The following is a 19863-nucleotide window of genomic DNA, read 5'->3' as shown; positions in this document are numbered from 1 at the left end:
TTCCTTTACAGCGTATCGGATATTTCACACAAGCACCGCTGATTGTGGACGAAAAGAGGGAAATAGACGATGAAAGGAGCTATGAAAGGCTCAATATTTCCTTCAGTTCACTCAATTTATTCTTTGAAAGGGGGATCTGGCTCTTTGAAGCGTCCGACAAATTCAAACTATAGCTGTTTTTCGACCACGTTACGATTTCACGAACCCTCTGCAAGTTCACAAGGTACGACCTGTGGCAACGGAAGAACCCGAAGGTGGACAGACGCTTTTCAAGATCAGCCAGCGTCGATGGACAAGGGTAGTGCTCTCCATTCCCGTACAGCAGAACCTGCCCCTGATTACTTTCGAAGAAGTCGATCTCGGACGGATCGAATAACAAAAGTTTATCCTCAAGCTTTGCCGTCACTTTATTCAGTTTGATGGGGGAGAACGACGTATCATCTTCGGGACCAATCTGAATGACCCCCTCCGTACTCATCCGACACACATCATCCGTGTAGGCAGAAGCACTCTCCATGTGATTCGTTAAAATCAGGACCGCCTTCTGTTCCTCACGAAGCTCCTCAATCAATAAAATCAAGAGCTGCTTCATCTCTAAATCGACATTCTGATCCGGCTCCTCAAGTACAATCAAATCCGGCGATTGAAACATGACCTTTGCAATCGACAACCGCTTCTTTTTCGAAAAAGACAACTTGTCCACTCTTCTATGTAAATCATCTTCAAGCTTCAGCCGTCCGGCAATCTCTTCAATCGTTTTGTCAGATTGATAAAGACGCTTATGGAATTTCAAATGGTCCTTCGTCTTAAGCCGTTCATATAGTCCATCTTCCGTGAAGACGAACCCTATTTCTTTTGAGCGGGCCGTCGTAATCGGCTCTCCCATCAGACGAACAGACCCATCTGTCAGCCGTTCCCGGCCAAGCAATACGTTCAACAAACGTTTACGCATATCTAAATTAGACTGAATCGCTACTACTCGACCAGACTCGATGTTCAAATCAAAACGGGGAATCACAACGGCATCCTGGTCACGCTTCTCTACTTGATCAAACATCAATACATCCATATTCCGCACCACCTTTTCTAACATTATACAGTCATTTCCACCACTCGACATGAAATATTTCCGGGGAAATAAAAAAAGACAGCTGTCTTCAAAAAGCTACAGCTGCCCCTACATACTCTCTTCTTTTCAGACTGAATTGGACAGGCGACTCGGGAAATCCGGAGTGCCTTTATGTATTTTTTTGTCGTGAAAGCAGCTGGCGTCACCTATGCCCCTCTTTCCTTGCTTGAATATATCCATAGTAGACGCATGTTCCATTGTCCGACAAGTCCCGGACTTCGAAGCCACATTGTTTATAAAAGCTGAAGCGGTCAGAGGATGTATGCGCAAACCAATCCCCGTGTGGCAGCTTTTCAAGACAACGCTCTACCAACTTCCGCCCGATTCCATTTCCCTGGTAATCCGAATGCACGATCATATCCATAATGTTCGAGGCCATAATTTGGTCAGAGAGCACCCTTACCATACCGACCATCTGCTCCTCTTTCCACACCGTAAAGGCCCATGTAGAATTTTGAAACATAAGCGTGTACTTTTCTTTCTGCCATTCTGGAAGTTCACCAGCCCACCCAGCATCCTTGAACAAAGTGTGAACCTTCTCTGATGGAATTCCTTCCGTACTATCACGAATCACAAACCCATTGAAATATTCATACATCCCACGCACCTACCTTTGATTTCCTATCCGTTCCTCATCACGCGCAATCGCTGCCGAGAGCTTTTCTTCCATGAGAAACCACGCCGTATTCGTAACAAAAAAGAAAATGACAAGAATCGGAAAAATCCCGGACACAGACTCCATACTCAACGTCCCCTGAAACCACTCCATCGTGATGTGTACGAGTAGAAAAGCGAACGGAATGAGAATGAGTTGAACGGCATATATCTTTTTCTTCACTTTCATTTAATCCCTCCAGATTAAGCCCCACTTACACTGAGTAGAAAATAGATGACGAAGGTAACCACGACGAATCCCGACAGAAACAAGGCTTTATGAAAGGTTGACCATCCCTTCATCCATCCCCAACGCTTTCGGTCCTGATCAAATAAAAAGATATCCGCAACGACCGCCGCTATGATGATTATGAACGCCGTAATCAATTGGATCACCCCTTTTTCACCATAATACCATATTAAGGAAAAATTATCGCTGGTCCACTTTGCTCTTTTCTTCTATAGAGCTCATCACGGTATCCCCAAAGGATCGTACATCTTCCAAGTAATCGTACCCTTCCGGAGACCCGAAGCTGTTGAACATCCGTACAGCCACCACTTTCTCATCCGGAATGACAAGAAGCGTCACGCCCGTGTAGCCTAGAATTTGGTACGATCCCTTCGGAACAGAAGCTCCGATTTCTGTCTGATCAGAGGGCTGATCCTGAACAAACCATAAGTATCCGTTCCTTGGGAAACCTTCCTTTAATTCAGCGGGTGAATGCAAAGATGTAGCGAGTTCAATTAACGCCTTCGGGACAATCTGGCGACCATCTATACAGCCTAGCTTGAGGTTGAAATACCCCCAGAATGCGAGGTCTCTTGCTGACACGTACATATTTTTGTCGTCACCTTTTGTACTTGTACTCGGCTGCCAATCCCCTTCATTCGCCTCTCGCAGTATGACATCAACATGCTTGGGACCTAGTTTCGCGTACCAGCCAGACTCAGTCATCTTTAAAGGCTCGAAGACATTTTTATGTAAAATCTGTGCGACCGTCTGTCCCGTCGTTTTCTCAATGATTTGAGTGAGTGCCTTCAATCCGATTCCTTCGTAGCGCCATTCTTCCCCCGGAGGATGAAGACGCTTCGGTTTCTCTCCTTTATCCGTGAGACCGTGCGTATGGGTGAGCAGATGGCGGATGGTCGTACTCTCCCAGAGCGACGCATCCACTTCCGGCAGGTGGTTCGTCACTCGCTCATCGATGTCGTTAATGTAGCCATAATACACCGCATAAGCTGCCGCAAACCCGATATAACTTTTTCTCACAGAGGCGACATGGAATTGTGTATCGGCCTGTATTTCCCTTGCGTCCTCTTTATCAGACTGCTTTCCTACGTAAGATTCGAATGTGATCTCATCGTCCTGTATGACCAACGTTGCCGCTCCACTTGCGACGACCTGATCCAGCGTATTCAATGTATGACGGTGGACACGGGTGAACCGTTGTACTTCCTCTTTATTCATCATGAACCTACTCCTCTCTCGTACATAGGATTCGACACATCCCTACATCCTCCTTTAAATTTCCATACCATTTCGAAAAGTTTTAAAAAGTGTGTCGAAACGGTCAGAAAATAAACGATTCATCGTATAGCTATGAGTAAAGAATACATTCGTGGGGGAGGTGAACCGTTTGAACATCAAGATGCTTTCGATTCTAGTGGCTATTTGCTGCTTCTTCCTTTCTACAGCTGACGTCATGGCTGCAGAAGGAAAGGGTAAGAACCAGGATGGCCCACCACCGCAAGCACAAAAAAAGAAAGAAGACAAACGTGAGAAGCCTGCACCTCCCGAAAAGGCAAAAGGACCGGATCCGTCGAAGCGATCTACGAAGGCGAAATCGCACGAACCTAAATCAAAGGTGCCGGCCCATGCACAACAGAAGAATCGATCAGACAATAAGAGAAAAGGCCCTCCCGAACAAAAGCAAAACAACGCAGAAGGTAAGATTCCTGAGCATGCAGAAGAAAAGAAACCTTCTATTAAAAAAGGCAGTCAAAAGAAGAAAGCGAACGTAGAACCGGAGAAAAAGGTAGAATCAAAAGGAATCCCTTCTCCTCCACCATCTACTCCCGCTGATTCGGTTTCACAACAAACGGACAACAGTCTGGAGGATAAGGAAGAACAGGCGACCTCCAAGGAGGAACCTCCTATTCCGAAGCTTCCTCCTCACCCTTTTTCCGATCCGATTGAGGAAGGCGTGATCATTCCGACTTCTCCGCAGAAAACGCTTGGGAAAACCGGCAAAGACCGGACATCTGCGGACGGGCCGATCAATTGGCATTTCGTTCAAACATCCGATACACCGGCTCAGCCCTCCCTCCACCACGTGATGGCTAGCCGCTATCAGATGTTCCGGAACCAATGGATGAATGCACCACCAGGGGAACCACCCCGAACATCTCCTTTATTTTTATAAACAAGTAACCAACTATTTTTATAAACTTAAAGGAGAGAATGAATCATGAAAACATCCGTAATGAAAACAATTGTAGCAGCAGGCGTACTATCTGTAGGAATCTTTGCTGGAGGCACTGTCGCAGACGCAGCTTCTCATGGCAAAAACGCTGAAAAAACCGTTGAAGTTAAAATGGAGCAGAAAGCAAAGAAGAAAGAAAAGAAAAACAAGAAATCGCATTCTATGGCTAGTGAGCGTGCAAGTGAGCAAGCTCATAAAAATGCCGCACCAAACTCAGCGGTTCACGCCAAGTCAGAGAAAACTGAAGAGCCAGTTGAACAGCCTGAAGAGGAAAAAGAAGAACCTGTAGCTGTCGATGATGTAGAAGAGCCGAAAGTAGAAGAGGTCGAAATGCCTGAAATGGACGAGTCCACTGAAGGTGATGAAGAAGAAGTAACGGTAGACCTTTCCAAAAAGGCTCACTCTATGGCAAGCGAGCGCGCAAGTGAAAAAGCACACGAAAATGCTGCGCCAAACTCTGCCGTTCACGCAGGCACTGAAGAACAACCTGAAGGCGAAGAGCCTAAAGAAGAGGAATCGGAAGAGCCCGTGAGTGAAGAGGGCATCGAGGAAGATGAGATCGAAAGCGACGAACAGGAAGGCAAAGAAGAAGATGATGTAGACGCTGACGAAGAAGCTAAAGAAGAAGAAACACCAGAAGTTGATGAAGAGTCAACTGAAGAAGATTCTTCCTCTGACGCGGAATCTGAAGAGTCCACAGAAGAAGTAACCGCTGATCTTTCAAACAAGGAACACTCTCAGGCAAGTGAGCATGCAAACGAACAAGCTCACCAAAACGCCGTCCCGAACTCTGCCGTTCACGCTGATGGGAAAGAAGAAGAGTCTGACGAAGACCAACCTGAAGGTGAAGAAGGCATCGAGGAAGATGAAGTAGACCTTGAAACGGATGAAGACACGACAGCAGATAACGCATAACAAATAAAGATAGAGAGCCTGACCTCTTAATGAGCGTCAGGCTCTTTCTTTTTTCTCTTCGCTCTGTAGGCTTGAATCGAAGTTTTCACAGAAGCATAAACCCCAACAGCAGCATTTCCATAGAATGCACCCATGAATAGACCCGCCGCAAGATTATGACGGTGAGCAAAGAATATAGAGATCACGAACCCGATCGTTGAAGCAATTGTCGGTACGGCTGCTTTAGGTACAGGAAACACTTTTTTTATGATTTGAGTGAGAATCAACACGACAGGCACTGCAATGAGGGCATCCCATACATTTGTATGGATAATCGGAAACTCTTCCATCCACGGACCTCCTTAACCTTTGTTTCTATCGTTAGTATGGATGGAATCGATTATTCTTATCATGCCACCTTAATTAATGATTGATTAATCAATCATTTTAATCCTTTCAATAACCTTTTTTTCTTCCATTCTCTTATTTACCATTATAAAAATAAACAATCCCAGTCCACCGACGATGACATATTTCACTCCCATCACCCATGCTGGAACTATACTTGAAAGCATGATATCAACAGCTCCAATCAGCATCGCAATGTAATATATAAATTGGTGCACGGCCAGATAAGAACTTCGTGCCGAATCAGGTGCTAATTTTCCGAGCATACTCTGCCTTACTGGAATGTACATTAACTCCCCTACTGTCGCAGCAACCATAGCGACCAATAAAAGCCAAGGCTGACCAAGCCAGGTTAAGCAGGCGTACCCGATTGTATAGATGCTCAATCCGACCCACAATACGAGACGATCGCTCAACTTTTTCACAGCCCATGCAATCAATCCTGTTGCAAAAACAACAATCAACGTATTCTCAGACCGCAAAATACCAAGCATATGGACTCCATCCACTTCGATGGTTTCTCCTCCCCATGGAATAAGGGGTTGTGACTCGATTGTGTCCGCAAGATGGATGGCTATAAAATTGGTAAGCTGTTCTTCAAGAGATAGAATGCATATGCCCGCCAGTAGAAACGCGAGAAATAATTTATCCAGGAAAACGACTTGATAATTCTTCAGCATAGAAACTGGTTGGGTTACGTCTTGTTGAGGTATTGTTTTAGTGTGGGTTTCTGAGATGAAAAGTTGAGTGATGACAGCGGATACAAGGGATACGACACTGATGCCAATGAACAATTCAAACAAGTACTGTTGAAACAATATAGCGCCGATAATACCTGCTAAAGCGGAAGATAAATTGGTCACCCAGTAAAGCAGTGTGAACACATATCGGCGGCTTTCTTCTGTGGTCACGTCCAGCACCATAGCCTGTGAAACGGGACCCAATACACCACCGAAGAACATCGAGAAAATGAATACGGCGTAAGTCATATAGGGCATATCAAACCAAGGGGAGTTGAAGATGGCAATAATGAGAAAAGCTATGGCGGACCCTGCTTCAGCATAGACCATCAACTTTTTCCTCCCCCATCGATCGGAAAAATAGCCTCCCAGCAGCCCTCCGGCAATGCCGACAAACACAAGGCTGATCAACATCAGACCTGTCGTCGACTCCCCAACCTTACGGGCAAAATACACCGTCAGGAAGGGCATAACCATCAAGTGAGCGAATTGGGAGAAAAACTGCGTGACCATTCGTATCTTCAAGTTTCGATGCAAATCGCGGAATCTCATTTGCTCTTCCTTCATTGTTTTGGTCCAAACAGGAGAAAAGCATGATCAACAAACATGTTCCAGGCAGGGACTTGGTCAATGTCGTCAATCGTGGTCAAACGTACACCATTGATATACGCCAAATACGTGATGGCCACGTTCTTTGGGTCTAGTTTTATTAACACGCCCGCCTCCTGACCTTTTTCAACCAGTGGTTTGAGCGAATCCTGAAGGTCCTCTGTAAAGGCATTCAATTCATCGAATAATTCCGGGAAACGTTCACGTTGTCCAATAACGTACTGTACCATCCTTGCATACGTCGCCTGACGCGCGAAATACATCATATGCATTCTGATGGTCTCTTTAATTTGATCGATAATGTCTTCTTGGTCCTCTGCATGCGACAAAAGAACCTGCTTCATCTCCTCTAACGGCTCAAGTACTGCCGCTTCAAATAATTTATCCTTCGTCTCGTAGTACGTAAAAACCGTACCAAAGCTCACCCCAGCTTCTTTCGAAATATCCTTTATTGTCGCTTTTGAATACCCATTCTCTGAAAACAATTGAATCGCAGCTTGAAGAATCTTCTGCCTCTTTTCTTCCGATTTCTGAATCGCCATATCGAACACCCCTTTTAAATGATTGATTAATCAATCATAATTATAACCTTACATACACTTTTTGTAAATGACCTCTTAAAAATTGACAGACTTCTTTTCCTCCTCAACCGTTTCATTGGAACGACTCCACCTTCTTCCTAAACGATAGAACCCGTACATCACAAGGAAGATCGCAAAACAAAATAGCTCAAGATTGATGTAATACCAAACCCCGTCCCCCAGCGCACTGAGAGGCGTCGTGACATCCGGCGTTCCCGCCAAGAACAAATAATTCGTCCCGATCATCCGGTTTAAGACAAAGATAAAAGCTGCGTAAAGGTTCAGCACCCCGAACATATGTAGTAGCGACTTGAACGAAATCTCAGTTGAGGTCGTGATCACTAAGAAGATCCCTGCCCAGGCGAGTGCCATATGATGAAGGAAAAATTTCAAAAAGCGGAAATGTGGAAAGGAGTAGAAAACTTCCGGCGTCAGAAGCGTGATGATCGCAGGTAGTACAGCAGCGAAATAGATCAGCTGAATAAGACGCTTAGACGGACGTAATAGTGCGATCATGGCTAACAGCGAAGCGTTGCCGCAAAGATGGAACGGAGCATGGTCCTCCATATTCCAATTTTGATTCGCAAGCCCCCATATTTGGTGGCCGGCTTCACTTACGAATAGGAGTGAGAATATCGACCACTTTATTCCCCTCTGAAGGGTAACGTTTTTTCTGATCACGTTATGTACGATCAACAGCAGTACAATGCCGGAGAATAGGATGGAAAGCATGATGATGTGGCTGGTCGAAAAGAATTGAAAAGGCTCTTGAACATTGGTATCAAACCAAGAAGGCATGATTACCCTCCTCTTTTTTCCATTATTGTATCACAATTGATTCTACTCTGATTAAGCGTGTAAAGAACGACGATTATAGTGTAAAATTCAGGAATGTAATCCTAAATTATAAAGGATTTATTAACTTTCCATTTTTATGTACATACCGTCTTACAATAAACAGTGTGAAAGGGGTACACCATGGTTTCCATTTTACTTGTAGAAGACGACAAAGAAATTGCACGGATCGTTCAAGATCATCTAAGAAGACAGAACATGCAGGTGACATGGGCTTCGACAGGCAAAGAGGGCTGGGAAGACTTTCAGCAAGACGTGTTCGACCTCCTTCTGATCGACCTGATGATGCCTGAGATGGACGGATTCCAACTATGTAAGAACATCCGTCTGAAAAGCGAGGTGCCGATCTTAATCCTAAGTGCGAAGCAGGAGGACGAATCGAAGACCAAAGGGCTTGGACTGGGAGCGGATGATTATGTCACGAAGCCGTTCAGTCTTGAAGAACTAACTGCGAGGGTCATGGCCCACCTCAGAAGATACCAACGATACAAAGGAACCGAAACACCATCGCAGCATCTTTCCTTTGCTCAAGGTCTTGTTGTTGATATGGATCATCGCACTGTTATCGTCGAACAAGATGAAGTGATGCTGACATCCAAAGAATTCGCTCTGCTTCACCTATTCGTCACGCATCCCCTCCGCACCTTTACAAAAGCAGAGCTGTACGAACACGTGTGGGGTGAGACCAATTTGGAAGGCAACAATACCATCAACGTCCATATTAAAAGCCTCCGTCAAAAGCTCGGAGAACAGCTGAAAGAACCGAAGTGGATTGAAACGGTCTGGGGAACGGGCTATCGTTTCATCGGTGAGAGCACCTCATGAAAGTCCGGACTTGGTTGGTCATTACGTATTTGATTGTCATGCTCCTCCCCCTTGCGGCCGCTTATGGGTTCTTTGTTCTGATTCAAGAGTGGGACCAGTCGAAGCGGATTTCCGATACCTTTGAACTGACTCAGCAAATCCAATCTCTTGAAAACGAACTCCAACACCCGGACCTTTATGAAATGCAGCCACTGGAAGCACTCGAATTAAAGCTTCCAGACCGCGTGATAGAAGGAGATGCTGAGCTTCAGCTGTATCGTGCAGATGCCGTCCGTATTTATTCATCAGAAGCTTCCCAACAGTCGATCCAGCAGATCGACCGTTCCCGTCTGATGGAAAACTTGTATCAGTACGACTTAAGCTATCATGCCCTTACCGTCAAGAAGCCTGTTTTCGAAGACGAACAGATTGTCGGAGTCTATGAACTCAGCATCGATCGCTCAGAATGGGTGACGGGCGTTGAGAACAGGCGAACCTGGGTTGTGACAGGGTTCATCCTCTTTTTCATTTTCGTTTACGCCACGATGATCTGGCTGCTGCAACGAAAGCTGAACCGCCCCTTGAAGGAATTGATGCAAGGGATGTCGACGTTCGCCTCCAAGCAGAGAGCCGTCTCTTTTCAGTACAAACGCAAAGATGAAATCGGTCAGCTGATGCACCATTTTGAGAAAATGCAGGAGCAGATCGAGTCCGCACAAGCAGAAACTAAACGTGAACAGGAAGAAAAACAATTGATGATGGCTTCTTTTTCCCATGACATCAAAACGCCGCTGACATCCCTTCACGCCTATGCCGAAGCGTTGGAGAACGAACAATCGCTTTCGGACAGTGAACGCAGGGACTACATGCAGATCATCAAGCGGAAATCGATTCACTTAAAAGGGATGATTGAAGACTTGACCACTTACGCCAAGCTGCAGTCGAATCAATACGAAATGCCGCTGACGAAGGTCGATGCGGAGGAATTTTTTGAAATGGTGTTTGAAGGATATGACGAGTTGGCGCGCCAGCAGCATATACGATTAAGAAAAGAAATCACGATTGACGGTTCCTGCAAGATGAATGACCAGCACATGGTCCGTTATCTGGATAATTTGATGAGCAATGCCCTTCGGTACACGCCTGCGGATGGCACGATCGGACTCGGAGTCATCGGCTGTCATGCCCCTCTTCCGGAATGGATATTTGAAGAAGCGCATGCAGGATTAGAGGACTTCCGCAGTCAAAACGCACTGCTCATCGTTCAAAATGACGGTCCCCCAATAAGTCAGGAACACATCGATTCTGTCCTCACCCCTTTTTACCAGGGAGAACAAGCGAGGACGTCTCATGAAGCCAAGCATTCAGGCCTTGGACTCAGCATTGCCAAGCAGATTGCCGAGAAACACAACGGCGAAATGAAGCTTTGGTCATTCGAACAGCAAGGAACTGTAATAGCCATGCGTTTCCCACAATAGATGAAGGAGTGTTTTACGATGAAAAAACTTTGGATCAGTACACTGGCGATCAGCTGCGGAATCCTACTTGGAGCATGCTCTGCAGAAGAAGCAGCCCAATATTCCCCGGACCAAATCGTTGCCCAGGCAGTTGAAAAGGATAGCGCCGTGAAAGGTTATTATTTGAAAGGTCAGATGGAAGTCTTCAATGTAGATCAGCAAATTGACGACTCGACGATGGAGCAGTGGACAGACAACGAGAACGGTCGTACGAAAATCATTACAGAAGCCGCCAATGGAGACATCTCAAAAACCGTAAACGACGGAGAAAAAGTCATTACTTACTCTGCCTTACAGGATGCGGCCTATGAAATAGATGTTCCGGAAGAGGACCAAGGACTGGCACCACAAAGTCAACGGGCACAGATCGAACAGAGACTTGAAATGACGAGGGAAACACATGACATCGAATTAATCGGCGAAGAAGAATGGAACGGATTCGATACGTACCACATCAAAGCGGTCCCTAAAGAAGAAGGGAAAGGCATGACAGGCGTGGAAGAGTACTGGCTTACGACAGACGATTGGTTCATTGTAAAGTCCATGACAGAGTCTGGGGACATCACGGTCAACTACTCCGTCTCAGAGCTTGAGATCAACCCTTCCTTCGATGAAACGACCTTCCAGATTGAACTTCCTGAAGGGATTGAAGTCCAACCATTTGAAGAGATGGATCCTTCAGAAGACGTCACACTGGAGGAAGCCGCTGCCGTCTATGAGCAGCCACTTCTCACGGTGAAAAATGATGCGTACCAGCTCGAGAAGGTGAATTCCTTCTATATGAAGAGCTTCGACCGGACTGAAGTGAGCCAGGAATTCCATAAAGACGGATTCCTTCAATTCACTCTCAGCTCCTTCGAATCACCAGATGAGAGTCTATCCTTGGGGTTCGGCGAAGAGGAAGAACTCGAGGTACGCGGAACCAAGGCCGTTTACACAACCGACATCATCACCAATCTCGTCTGGGACGAAAACGGCCTACGCTACTCCCTGCTCATTCAGAATCCCGAAATTACAAAAGAACAGTTACTTGAAATCGTCGAAAACTTAACACCTGTGAATGAATAAAAAAAGAGGCCACGGCCTCTTTTTTCATGTTGTCGAGAAAGTCTTGAGATTGATTCATAAGTTTATATTCAGAGGGATTATTGTGAATATATGACGACATAATCTTTAATTAGCTGAGTGATCGCACAGGTAATCGTTTTAGACTCTAGTTGGTTTTAGGTTCTGTATCCACTATTTTCGCACAGTGGGGTGGAAAATGATGAGACTCCTGCGGGATTTACGGACCACGGTGAGATCCCCGAAGACGAAGTCTGAGGTAGCTCACCGTCCGCCGCGGAAAGCGAATTATTTTCCACCCCACTGAGCACTCCACTTCGTACAAAACCTTCGTCAATAATATTTGTCGATAAACCCCGACAAATTAATGATGAAAACGCTAACATTTTACTGGATTCCTTATGAAACTAGTGCTATAATATAAGAGAAATCGATAGCTTAAGTGACTCAACCATCGTGAGTTCGTTTCCAACATATAAGGAAACGAGAGCCGGGATGAAGGGAACACACGTCCAGTGCAGAGGATGCAGACCCGCCCTAAACTACGGCCGAGTCGTGAAGACATGCTTAGAAGTGAAGCATGGGCAAGACCCTCTCACTTTGTTTCGCTTTCAAGGCGGCCTTCTCTGTACGGAAGAAGGCGTCAACGGAAGAGAGACACTTACAAGTTCTCACGTTGCCAAGGCCACGGATAACGGAGACCCACACTTGTAAGCGGAGTGAAGAGACGAAGAATGTGAACTTTACCATGAAATCGAAGGAAACGGATTCTGGATAGGAATGATCCTTCTGGTAAGATGTTCGTGATGAAAGAATCGAGGATGATTCTTGAATGGTTGAGTCACTTAAGCTACCCGAGAGAAAGACCAGTCCACCCGGGCTGGTCTTTTTTGTTTTTACGAAATGTTAAAACGGTCGAGAGAATCACCCTCTCAACCATTTCAGCTCCCCCTCCGCACAAAACAAAAAGGCACCGCCCCACGGCGATGCCTTCTATCAAACAAATCTATCGAAACAGATCCATCAATCGGTCCCAGAAACTTTTTTCCGGTTCCTCTTCAGGTTCTTCTTCCGTTTCTTCGGCTTGCTTGATGCTTTCCGTTTTAATCACGAACTGCACAGTGCCGATGTTTTCGTTCTTCTCAGACACGAAAGAAACGGGTTCGAAATCGGATTTGTCATATTCCTCTACCATACTGTTGATTTCTTCATCGAGCTGCATCGGCAGGTTGCTTGTTTCAGAGGCAAGCTGTGATGTCCCGTCTTGAAGCTGAGCGGCCCCCTGCTCGAGTTCGCTCGTTCCGTTGGTCAGCCCGGCAATGCCGTTATGAAGGTCGGAGTACGAACCGGCGAGCTGATCGACGCCGCCTGTGTATTCCTTCAGTCCAGAGTGGAAGCTCTTGTAATTGGATGATAGCTGCTGCAGCCCTTGCTGGAGCTGCTTCATCGATTCATCCATTCCTGAGCTGTTCAGACTGGTTGAAAGCTGATCCGCCATCGACGTCAGGCTTGCACTCATTTGGTTGAGAGAAGCAGCGCTTTGGTCAAGGGAAGGCCCGACCGCGTTAAAGGCTTCTTTCACCTGGGCATGTGTGCCTTTGACGGCTTGAGCTGCTTTATGCGTTTGAACGAGCTGGTCGACGACGTTTGCGTCCGCTCCGCTTTCATAAAGCTTCTGGATATCGGCTTCCGAAATTTGAGTCGACGGAATGGCTGCAACCGACTGGCTCAACGCATTGTTTGCCTGCCCGTATTGCTTTTTCAATTGAAGAAGCCCGTTCTCTGCTTCCTTCAATCCACTAGCTGCTTGGCGAAGGCCGTCTTCCATCTTGGTCAGATCACCTAAACCGCCTCCCCCGTTACTCCCCGACACAGACTGACTCATTTGATTGAGTGCTGCCTGGATGTCTGCAGAACCTTGGACAAGCTCAGCTGATCCATTGCTTACGCCTTGGATGCCGTTTTTGTACTCGGCTGAACCGTCATATAGACTAGCGGCTCCGTTGTTCGTCTGCGCGATCCCATCCTTCAACTCAACCACTCCGCGGTTCACGGCAGCTGTTGCATCGGATAACGAGGTCATATCACTCTTGAAGCTTCCAGTGTCCGGTGCGTTGATCGACATCGAAGACGGAACCGCTGCGAATTCAATCGGCTCCATCTCAAGGTCTGTCACGTCAGCCGTCATGACGAAGCTGCCTTCGTTTTCAGGCATGACGGTGAATGTAACCCGTCGGTCTTTCCCAGCATTTGCGATGGTACCACCCTCTGCTTCGATCTTGTCAAAGATACTAGAATCGAGCTGAAGCGTAATCTGCATCAAGTAATGGTTGAAAAAGACATCGTTCGCCTGTTCATTTCGAGCCGTATCGATTTGAACTTCAAGCGCCCCGTCCTTTCCAGCCAGTTCATCTGGACTGATCGCTTCACCGTCCAGCTTGTAAGAGACGTTCACATCCCAAGGGAGAGCTTTCTCCTTCAAGTTCCCTTGATAGTAAAACTCATCCCCTTCCACAGGCACTTCTACCTTTTCACCGTTCTGGGTGATTTCTTCGAGGTTCGTCAGGTTATGGACACTCGTGTACGATCCATAGTCGACGATGTTCCCGGGTTCATTGACTGTGAAATTGTTGACGACATACATGTCTTCCTGCCCGCCGTTTGCGTCAAGCGTAGCGTAGATCACTTCATGCTTTTCTGAATAGGTCGCTGCTGAAACGGGCAGCGACGGCAGAACAAGAAGAAACACCATCAAGGCTGCAGTTATTCGTTTGATCATGATCATTTCCCCTTATAGAAGTTTGCTTTTAAAGTCGTCCGTCGAATCACGCCATCGAAAATGACGAGTAGAGCCGGCAGGACGAAGACGACCATTAAGAATGCCAGCAAGGCACCACGGCCGAGTAACAATCCGATCGATGACACGATTGGGTTCGTGGACGTAATCCATAGAATAAAGCCAACACTGGATAGAATGGCTGCAGAGACGAAAATGGCGAAGATCTTATCGTCGATCGTCTTCTTAATCGCTGCAAGCGCCGGCATTTCTTTTCTCAAATGGTTGTAGTATTCCGTGAACAAAATCGCATAGTCGACGGTTGCGGCTAATTGAATCGTGCTGATTAATAAATACCCGACATAGACGAGCGGGGTCTCCGTGAAGTACGGGAACGATAAGTTGACCCAGACGGATACTTGAATCGTCACGAGCAGGACGAGCGGAATCGAAATCGAACGGAACGTGATGATCAACACGAGTGCAACGGCAATGACCGTCAGCGTATTCACCAGCGTGTTGTCCTCCTGGACGATGTTTTTCATATCATAAAGGGTCACACTCTCGCCGAGAAGGTGCGTTTCTTCATAATAGGAATCCGCGGTTTCTTTCACGTCCTCCACAAGCGAGAACGCCTCTTCCCCTTCAGCATCCGTTTCGGTGTAAAGGGTGATGCGCGCATAATCCCCGGAATAGAAGGACTCGGTCGTCGATTCCTCCAAGTAATCAGGCGGAATCGCAGGACTGACGATATTGACGTAAGACATGACGCTGGATACGAGCGGCATATTCTCGAGGTCCTGGACAAGCTCTTCCTCTTTAGCCCGGTCGCCTTCTGGTACAAGGAGGACCATCGGCATGTTCTTTCCGAACTCTTCCTGAATCGCCTGCACATCCTGACCAGCCCTCGTATTATCCGGCTGCTCTCCTGTTCCATATATGAACGATGTTTCGCTCTGTGCCAAAAAGGCAGGAACGATGGCAATCACAAGCAGAATAAAGCTTGGAATTCTGAGCTTCATGACGTATTTTCCGATACCTTTGAAGTCCGGTACAAAGGATCTGTGCTGCGTGCGGTCGATCCACTTATAGAACATCAGCGTAAGCGCCGGAAGGAAGATCATCACACTTAGGAAGCTGAGAAGGATTCCTTTCAGCAGGTTCAGACCGAGGTCCGCCCCGATGCCGAAGTCCATGAACGTCAGCGCAGTAAAGCCGAAGAACGTCGTGGAAGCACTGGCGATAATCGCCGGGAACGACCGCTTCATCGCAAGCTCCATCGCTTCTACTGGATTGTTCGTTTCTTTCCGGTAATCAGAAAAACTGTGAAGCAGGAAGATGGCGTAATCGAGCGATACGGCCAGTTGGAGAATCGGCGCAACAGACTGCGTCACAAACGAGATTTCTCCTATAAAGATGTTCGTTCCTAAGTTGATCAGAACCGAAACACCAATCGCAATTAAGAAGAAGACCGGTTCCATCCACGATGAGGTGGAAAGGACTAAGATGATGATGATGATCGGAATGAGGAGAGCCGCTGCATACATCGACTCGCTGCCCGTCATTTTCTGCGAGACCGCGGTGTTGACTGCTTCGCCTGCGACGGCATTCTCTTCACCGATCAATTCATAAATGGCATCGGTCGCTTCGACTTCTTTTTCTTCTTCAATTGAAATGGAGAATAAAGCGGATTGGTTCTCGTAGTAGGATTCCACCGTATTCTCGTTGGCCATTTCAAGCGGCACTTTGAGATCGATGACGTCGTCGAGCCACATGACATTCTCGACTCCGTCGATGTCTTCTAATTGTTTCTTATAATCGAGCGCCTCGGTAACCGAGACATCTTTGACCATCACCCTGGCATTCTCAACAGGCTCATCGAACTCTTCCTTCATTAAGTCTGTTGCTTCCATGGAAGGCGATTTCTCCGGGAGATAGTCGACCATATTGTAATTGACCGACACAGCAAGCTGGGCCACTGCACTGATCAATGTAATCAAGGTAAAAATAATGACGATACTTTTCTTATGCTGAATGATCTTTGAAGCCCACAATCAGCTTTCACCCTCTCTTGCATTTAACTGTGGTACACTCTATCATTTTATTAACACCGTGTTGGATAGACAACAAACAGTTTATTGAGTTTCGTTAGATATCCAACACAATGATGGATAAGTGTTGGATTGTCACAAGATTGTAACATAAGGAGACGCCAAAATGAGCCAAAAAATGGATCGTAGAAAGAAATACACGCGTAACGTATTGAAAGAAAGTCTGGTCAAGCTGCTTGCCGATAAGCCCCTTTCCGAGATCACCGTGAAGGAAATCTGTACACTGGCCGACATCAACCGCTCTACTTTTTATACTCATTACCGCGACCATTATGACCTTCTTCACAAAATCGAAGATGAAATCACAGAGGACATGAACCGATACCTTCACAGTTACAGCTACGAACATGAAGAGGAATCTCTCCAAATGACCGAGAAGATCCTCGAATACATCATCGAACATAAGCTGATGTTCGAAACCCTGCTCAATATCGACACCGCTTCTACTTTTGAAAAAAGGCTCATGGACCTTACCCGCAACTTCATGGTCAACAACTGGGTGGAGGATGACTACAACATGAACATGGCGGAGTCGAAGTACTTAAGCTCGTTCGTCATCAGCGGGGCGATCCATGTGATCAAAGAATGGATCGACCAGGATATGAAGGAATCGCCGAGTGAGATGGCAGCGATGATCAACCGTTTTGTCAGCGAGGGCATTTCTTACTTAGAGGAAAAATAAAAAAGCTTAGTCCCCGCGAGGACTAAGCCTAATCTTGATGATCTCTTTTTCCTTTGATATCAAACCCGGAAGCTCCCATATAGTAAAGGGTCAATGCAGAAGCAAGCACTCCAACAATCGCAAGTACGAAACCCAATCGAACACCTCCACATCCTTATTTTACCACATTCAAAAGGACGGGATTGCTTGTTTACACCGAAAACTCATTTAGAAATCAAACCTGAAGCCATTCTTAAGAGTCAATCCGGGCAGTATTCTGTCCGCTCGAATAAAAATCTATTGGCCATGATTGAAGAAGAATCTAGTGAATCGAACAGCTGGAAGGACCATGCTTTACGTTTCAGCCGCCTACACTTAGCTGCCCGCAAAGTGTTTGTTATCACAACGCCGAAAGCGGAAATCATCGCTTCCTTTACGAAGGAGAGAGGCTTCAACAAAGACCACCACGTTCATGACGCAGAGGGAAACCTTCTCGTTGTCATTAAACAAGACTTGAAAATGAGGAGGCAGACGCTGAATGCCTTCGACCCTGAAGGCCACCTTGTTCTGCAAGCGAGAGGGCAAAATGAATCGCTGACTTTCAATGTCACAACAGAAGAAAGCGAAGACGTTCTGTCAACGATTAAAAAACGCTCGCTTCCCGCTCCTTCCCTTAAAGAAGTTATGGTCTCAGGCGATTATTACAAAGTCGAAAACCATCCAGATGTGACAAGCCTTCAACAGCTTCTCATTATGGTGATGACCGTTGTGATTTATGACCAGCTGCATCATGCATAAAAAAGACCCCCTTCCATCTTGCATTACCTGTAGAAGGGGGCTCGTATTACTGTATCGACTTCCTCACTTTTGGAACGATTCTCTTCTGGTCTCTGGACCCATCATGAAACGCCACATGACCATCAGGGCGGATCAGAAGTACATGATTCGGCTTCATGCCCATCTCTTCACCCAGATGACGATGGACATCATAAATGATCGGAAGGTCCTCTCGATCCGTCTCCACCGTCCCGCCCTTGGCGACGAGACACACTTTGATCACGTCATGATACGATTCGTTCAACGTATCCAAAACGTCATACGCATAATCAATCGAACTCTGATCCTCGCAATCAATATAGATCAAGCATAGGTGACCATACTGACGAATGAGAGGATAGAGCCGTTCATCCGTGGCCCCATCGAAAAACAACAAATGGTCCGGCACCCGCTTGCCTGCCTGGATCGCTTTTCGCGACAAGGACGAGTCACGCAGCTCCTTATTCCGGTCCGCTCCATCGTATTCGTTATAAATATTCGACAGGTGATTGGCGATCCGGTTCTGAACCCACCCTTGCGTCAGGGCGGCTTTGCCTGTCCAGTTCCGTATTTTCCCTTGAGGTCCTTCGAGGTTCACAACCTTCAGCATTCTCGAAGTTTCCTTCAATACATCTTTCCCGATCGGCCATCGTTCTTCGTTGTAGCTGTCTAGGAAGCTGTCCTCCGCAACGCCTTTCACGACCAGTGCAATCTTCCAAGTCAGGTTAGCAGAATCCTGAAGACCGAGGTTCATCCCCTGCCCGCCCATCGGGTTGTGGATATGCGCCGAGTCCCCAATAAAGAACACCGGTCCCTTCCGGTAATTCGGGACCTGCCTGTGTGACGTACCGAAGTTCGACAGCCACTTCGGGTTCTCCATCACATAAGGCTCGTCCAAAATCGTATTCACACTCTCCTGAATCTCCTCAAATGTCGGCTTATCTTTATGAGGAAGATCCTGCTTCGACCTGTCCAGACCGACAACCCGATAACTGCCATCCTTATATGGAAAAACACCAACAGCGCCGCGATCATTGAGGTGCATATTGATATGGATATCGTTCAGATTCGTAATGTCTACATCCCCAAGGAAGAACGTGTAGCCATCATCTTCCCCGTCAAAAGGAACATCTAAAGCCTCCCGAACCGGACTGTGTGCACCGTCACAGGCAAGCAGATACTTCGCCTTATATTCCTGAACCTCACCGTGATACTTCGTTTGAACGTACACGCCTCCTTCCGTCTCGATCACGTCCACCACTTCCTGGTCCCTGTTCACTTTTCCACCCATAGCATTCAAGTGATCCTCAAGAATCCTTTCCGTTTCGCTTTGCGGAAGAACAAGCATGTAAGGATAGCGGCTTTCAATCGGATACAACTCGACAAGAGACGGCTTCTCCCCGCCGAGATGCAGCTTAGCCCCAGGCCCGGGATATCCCCTCTCCAGAAACGGCTTCTGCACACCAAGCAGTTCAAAAAGCTCAAGCGTCCTCGCCTGAATGCCAAGCGCCTTCGACAAGTGAGACGGCTCCGACCTTTTTTCCAGACAAATGAAGTCCACGTCCCTCTTCTGCAGGTCATTCGCTGCCATCAACCCTGCCGGTCCAGCCCCAATAATGAGTACGTCAGTTTCAATCACAGAATCCATACTCCTTTCACACGAAAAATTGATTTACTGTACGATACCCTTAAAGAGTCGGAACATGCACGACAAGACATATCCATAAACCGTCGTGACCCCTATTTTATATAAAAAAAAG

At 46.7% G+C, this 19863-nt stretch carries 20 protein-coding genes; 8 read left to right on the top strand and 12 right to left on the bottom strand.

Going from position 1 to position 19863, the window contains the following annotated elements:
• Positions 1–79: 79 nt before the first annotated feature.
• The 5 genes from LCM20_RS08095 to LCM20_RS08075 all read right to left on the bottom strand — a co-directional run bounded on the left by LCM20_RS08095 (position 80) and on the right by LCM20_RS08075 (position 3251).
• Positions 80–1069 carry a LytTR family transcriptional regulator DNA-binding domain-containing protein gene (locus LCM20_RS08095; RefSeq protein WP_225194933.1) on the bottom strand — a complete coding sequence of 330 codons (990 nt, stop codon included), beginning with the start codon at positions 1067–1069 and terminating at the stop codon, positions 80–82.
• A 202-nt stretch (positions 1070–1271) separates the two neighbouring features.
• Positions 1272–1727, bottom strand: coding sequence for a GNAT family N-acetyltransferase (locus LCM20_RS08090; protein ID WP_225194932.1), 456 nt, complete (start codon positions 1725–1727; stop codon positions 1272–1274).
• A 9-nt stretch (positions 1728–1736) separates the two neighbouring features.
• Positions 1737–1973, bottom strand: a complete 237-nt coding sequence (locus tag LCM20_RS08085) for a hypothetical protein (protein WP_225194931.1) — start codon at positions 1971–1973, stop codon at positions 1737–1739.
• A gap of 14 nt (positions 1974–1987) precedes the next feature.
• Positions 1988–2170, bottom strand: a complete 183-nt coding sequence (locus LCM20_RS08080; protein WP_263622009.1) for a hypothetical protein — start codon at positions 2168–2170, stop codon at positions 1988–1990.
• Between the two features lie 43 nt (positions 2171–2213).
• Positions 2214–3251 (bottom strand): serine hydrolase domain-containing protein, encoded by a 1038-nt coding sequence (locus LCM20_RS08075; protein ID WP_225194929.1) that lies wholly within the window; start codon positions 3249–3251, stop codon positions 2214–2216.
• Positions 3252–3420: 169 nt separating this feature from the next.
• Between LCM20_RS08075 and LCM20_RS08070 the strand changes: the two genes are divergently transcribed.
• Both LCM20_RS08070 and LCM20_RS08065 read left to right on the top strand, forming a co-directional pair.
• Complete coding sequence (locus LCM20_RS08070; RefSeq protein ID WP_225194928.1) at positions 3421–4206, top strand: hypothetical protein; 786 nt, start codon at positions 3421–3423, stop codon at positions 4204–4206.
• 45 nt (positions 4207–4251) lie between these two features.
• The gene (locus tag LCM20_RS08065; RefSeq protein WP_225194927.1) at positions 4252–5181 is read left to right on the top strand and encodes a hypothetical protein; all 930 of its coding nucleotides are present in this window, start codon (positions 4252–4254) and stop codon (positions 5179–5181) included.
• A 26-nt stretch (positions 5182–5207) separates the two neighbouring features.
• Here the strand turns inward: LCM20_RS08065 and LCM20_RS08060 are convergent, their stop codons facing one another.
• The 4 genes from LCM20_RS08060 to LCM20_RS08045 all read right to left on the bottom strand — a co-directional run bounded on the left by LCM20_RS08060 (position 5208) and on the right by LCM20_RS08045 (position 8296).
• Positions 5208–5510 (bottom strand): hypothetical protein, encoded by a 303-nt coding sequence (locus tag LCM20_RS08060; RefSeq protein ID WP_225194926.1) that lies wholly within the window; start codon positions 5508–5510, stop codon positions 5208–5210.
• An 84-nt stretch (positions 5511–5594) separates the two neighbouring features.
• Positions 5595–6833, bottom strand: coding sequence for an MFS transporter (locus LCM20_RS08055; RefSeq protein WP_412097990.1), 1239 nt, complete (start codon positions 6831–6833; stop codon positions 5595–5597).
• Positions 6834–6871: 38 nt separating this feature from the next.
• Positions 6872–7459, bottom strand: a complete 588-nt coding sequence (locus tag LCM20_RS08050; RefSeq protein WP_225194924.1) for a TetR/AcrR family transcriptional regulator — start codon at positions 7457–7459, stop codon at positions 6872–6874.
• Between the two features lie 75 nt (positions 7460–7534).
• Complete coding sequence (locus LCM20_RS08045) at positions 7535–8296, bottom strand: TIGR02206 family membrane protein (RefSeq protein ID WP_225194923.1); 762 nt, start codon at positions 8294–8296, stop codon at positions 7535–7537.
• Between the two features lie 180 nt (positions 8297–8476).
• Between LCM20_RS08045 and LCM20_RS08040 the strand changes: the two genes are divergently transcribed.
• The 4 genes from LCM20_RS08040 (at position 8477) to LCM20_RS08025 (ending at position 12453) form a co-directional block, all read left to right on the top strand.
• Complete coding sequence (locus tag LCM20_RS08040) at positions 8477–9178, top strand: response regulator transcription factor (RefSeq protein WP_225194922.1); 702 nt, start codon at positions 8477–8479, stop codon at positions 9176–9178.
• Positions 9175–10635, top strand: a complete 1461-nt coding sequence (locus LCM20_RS08035; protein WP_225194921.1) for a sensor histidine kinase — start codon at positions 9175–9177, stop codon at positions 10633–10635. Before LCM20_RS08040 ends, LCM20_RS08035 begins: the two co-directional genes overlap by 4 nt.
• Before the next feature lie 18 nt (positions 10636–10653).
• A complete protein-coding gene (locus LCM20_RS08030) occupies positions 10654–11742 on the top strand; it encodes a LolA family protein (RefSeq protein WP_225194920.1) in 1089 nt (362 codons plus the stop codon).
• A 492-nt stretch (positions 11743–12234) separates the two neighbouring features.
• Entirely contained in the window at positions 12235–12453 is a 219-nt protein-coding gene (locus LCM20_RS08025; protein ID WP_225194919.1) for a hypothetical protein, read from the top strand.
• Positions 12454–12745: 292 nt separating this feature from the next.
• Here LCM20_RS08025 and LCM20_RS08020 read toward each other — a convergent pair whose 3' ends face one another.
• Both LCM20_RS08020 and LCM20_RS08015 read right to left on the bottom strand, forming a co-directional pair.
• Positions 12746–14518, bottom strand: a complete 1773-nt coding sequence (locus tag LCM20_RS08020; protein ID WP_225194918.1) for a YhgE/Pip domain-containing protein — start codon at positions 14516–14518, stop codon at positions 12746–12748.
• 2 nt (positions 14519–14520) lie between these two features.
• Entirely contained in the window at positions 14521–16461 is a 1941-nt protein-coding gene (locus LCM20_RS08015) for an efflux RND transporter permease subunit (protein WP_225195034.1), read from the bottom strand.
• 271 nt (positions 16462–16732) lie between these two features.
• Here LCM20_RS08015 and LCM20_RS08010 point away from each other — a divergent pair, with 271 nt between their 5' ends.
• Entirely contained in the window at positions 16733–17308 is a 576-nt protein-coding gene (locus tag LCM20_RS08010; RefSeq protein ID WP_225194917.1) for a TetR/AcrR family transcriptional regulator, read from the top strand.
• Between the two features lie 186 nt (positions 17309–17494).
• A complete protein-coding gene (locus LCM20_RS08005; RefSeq protein WP_225194916.1) occupies positions 17495–18085 on the top strand; it encodes a hypothetical protein in 591 nt (196 codons plus the stop codon).
• Positions 18086–18131: 46 nt separating this feature from the next.
• Here LCM20_RS08005 and LCM20_RS08000 read toward each other — a convergent pair whose 3' ends face one another.
• On the bottom strand, positions 18132–19742 hold the full coding sequence (locus LCM20_RS08000) for an FAD-dependent monooxygenase (protein WP_225194915.1): 1611 nt from the start codon (positions 19740–19742) through the stop codon (positions 18132–18134).
• Between the last annotated feature and the right edge of the window lie 121 nt (positions 19743–19863).

This window comes from Halobacillus litoralis, assembly GCF_020171725.1.
Lineage (GTDB): Bacteria > Bacillota > Bacilli > Bacillales > Halobacillaceae > Halobacillus > Halobacillus litoralis_F.
Note: the sequence above shows the minus strand (reverse complement) of the source record. Positions and strands in the feature narration are given on the sequence as shown.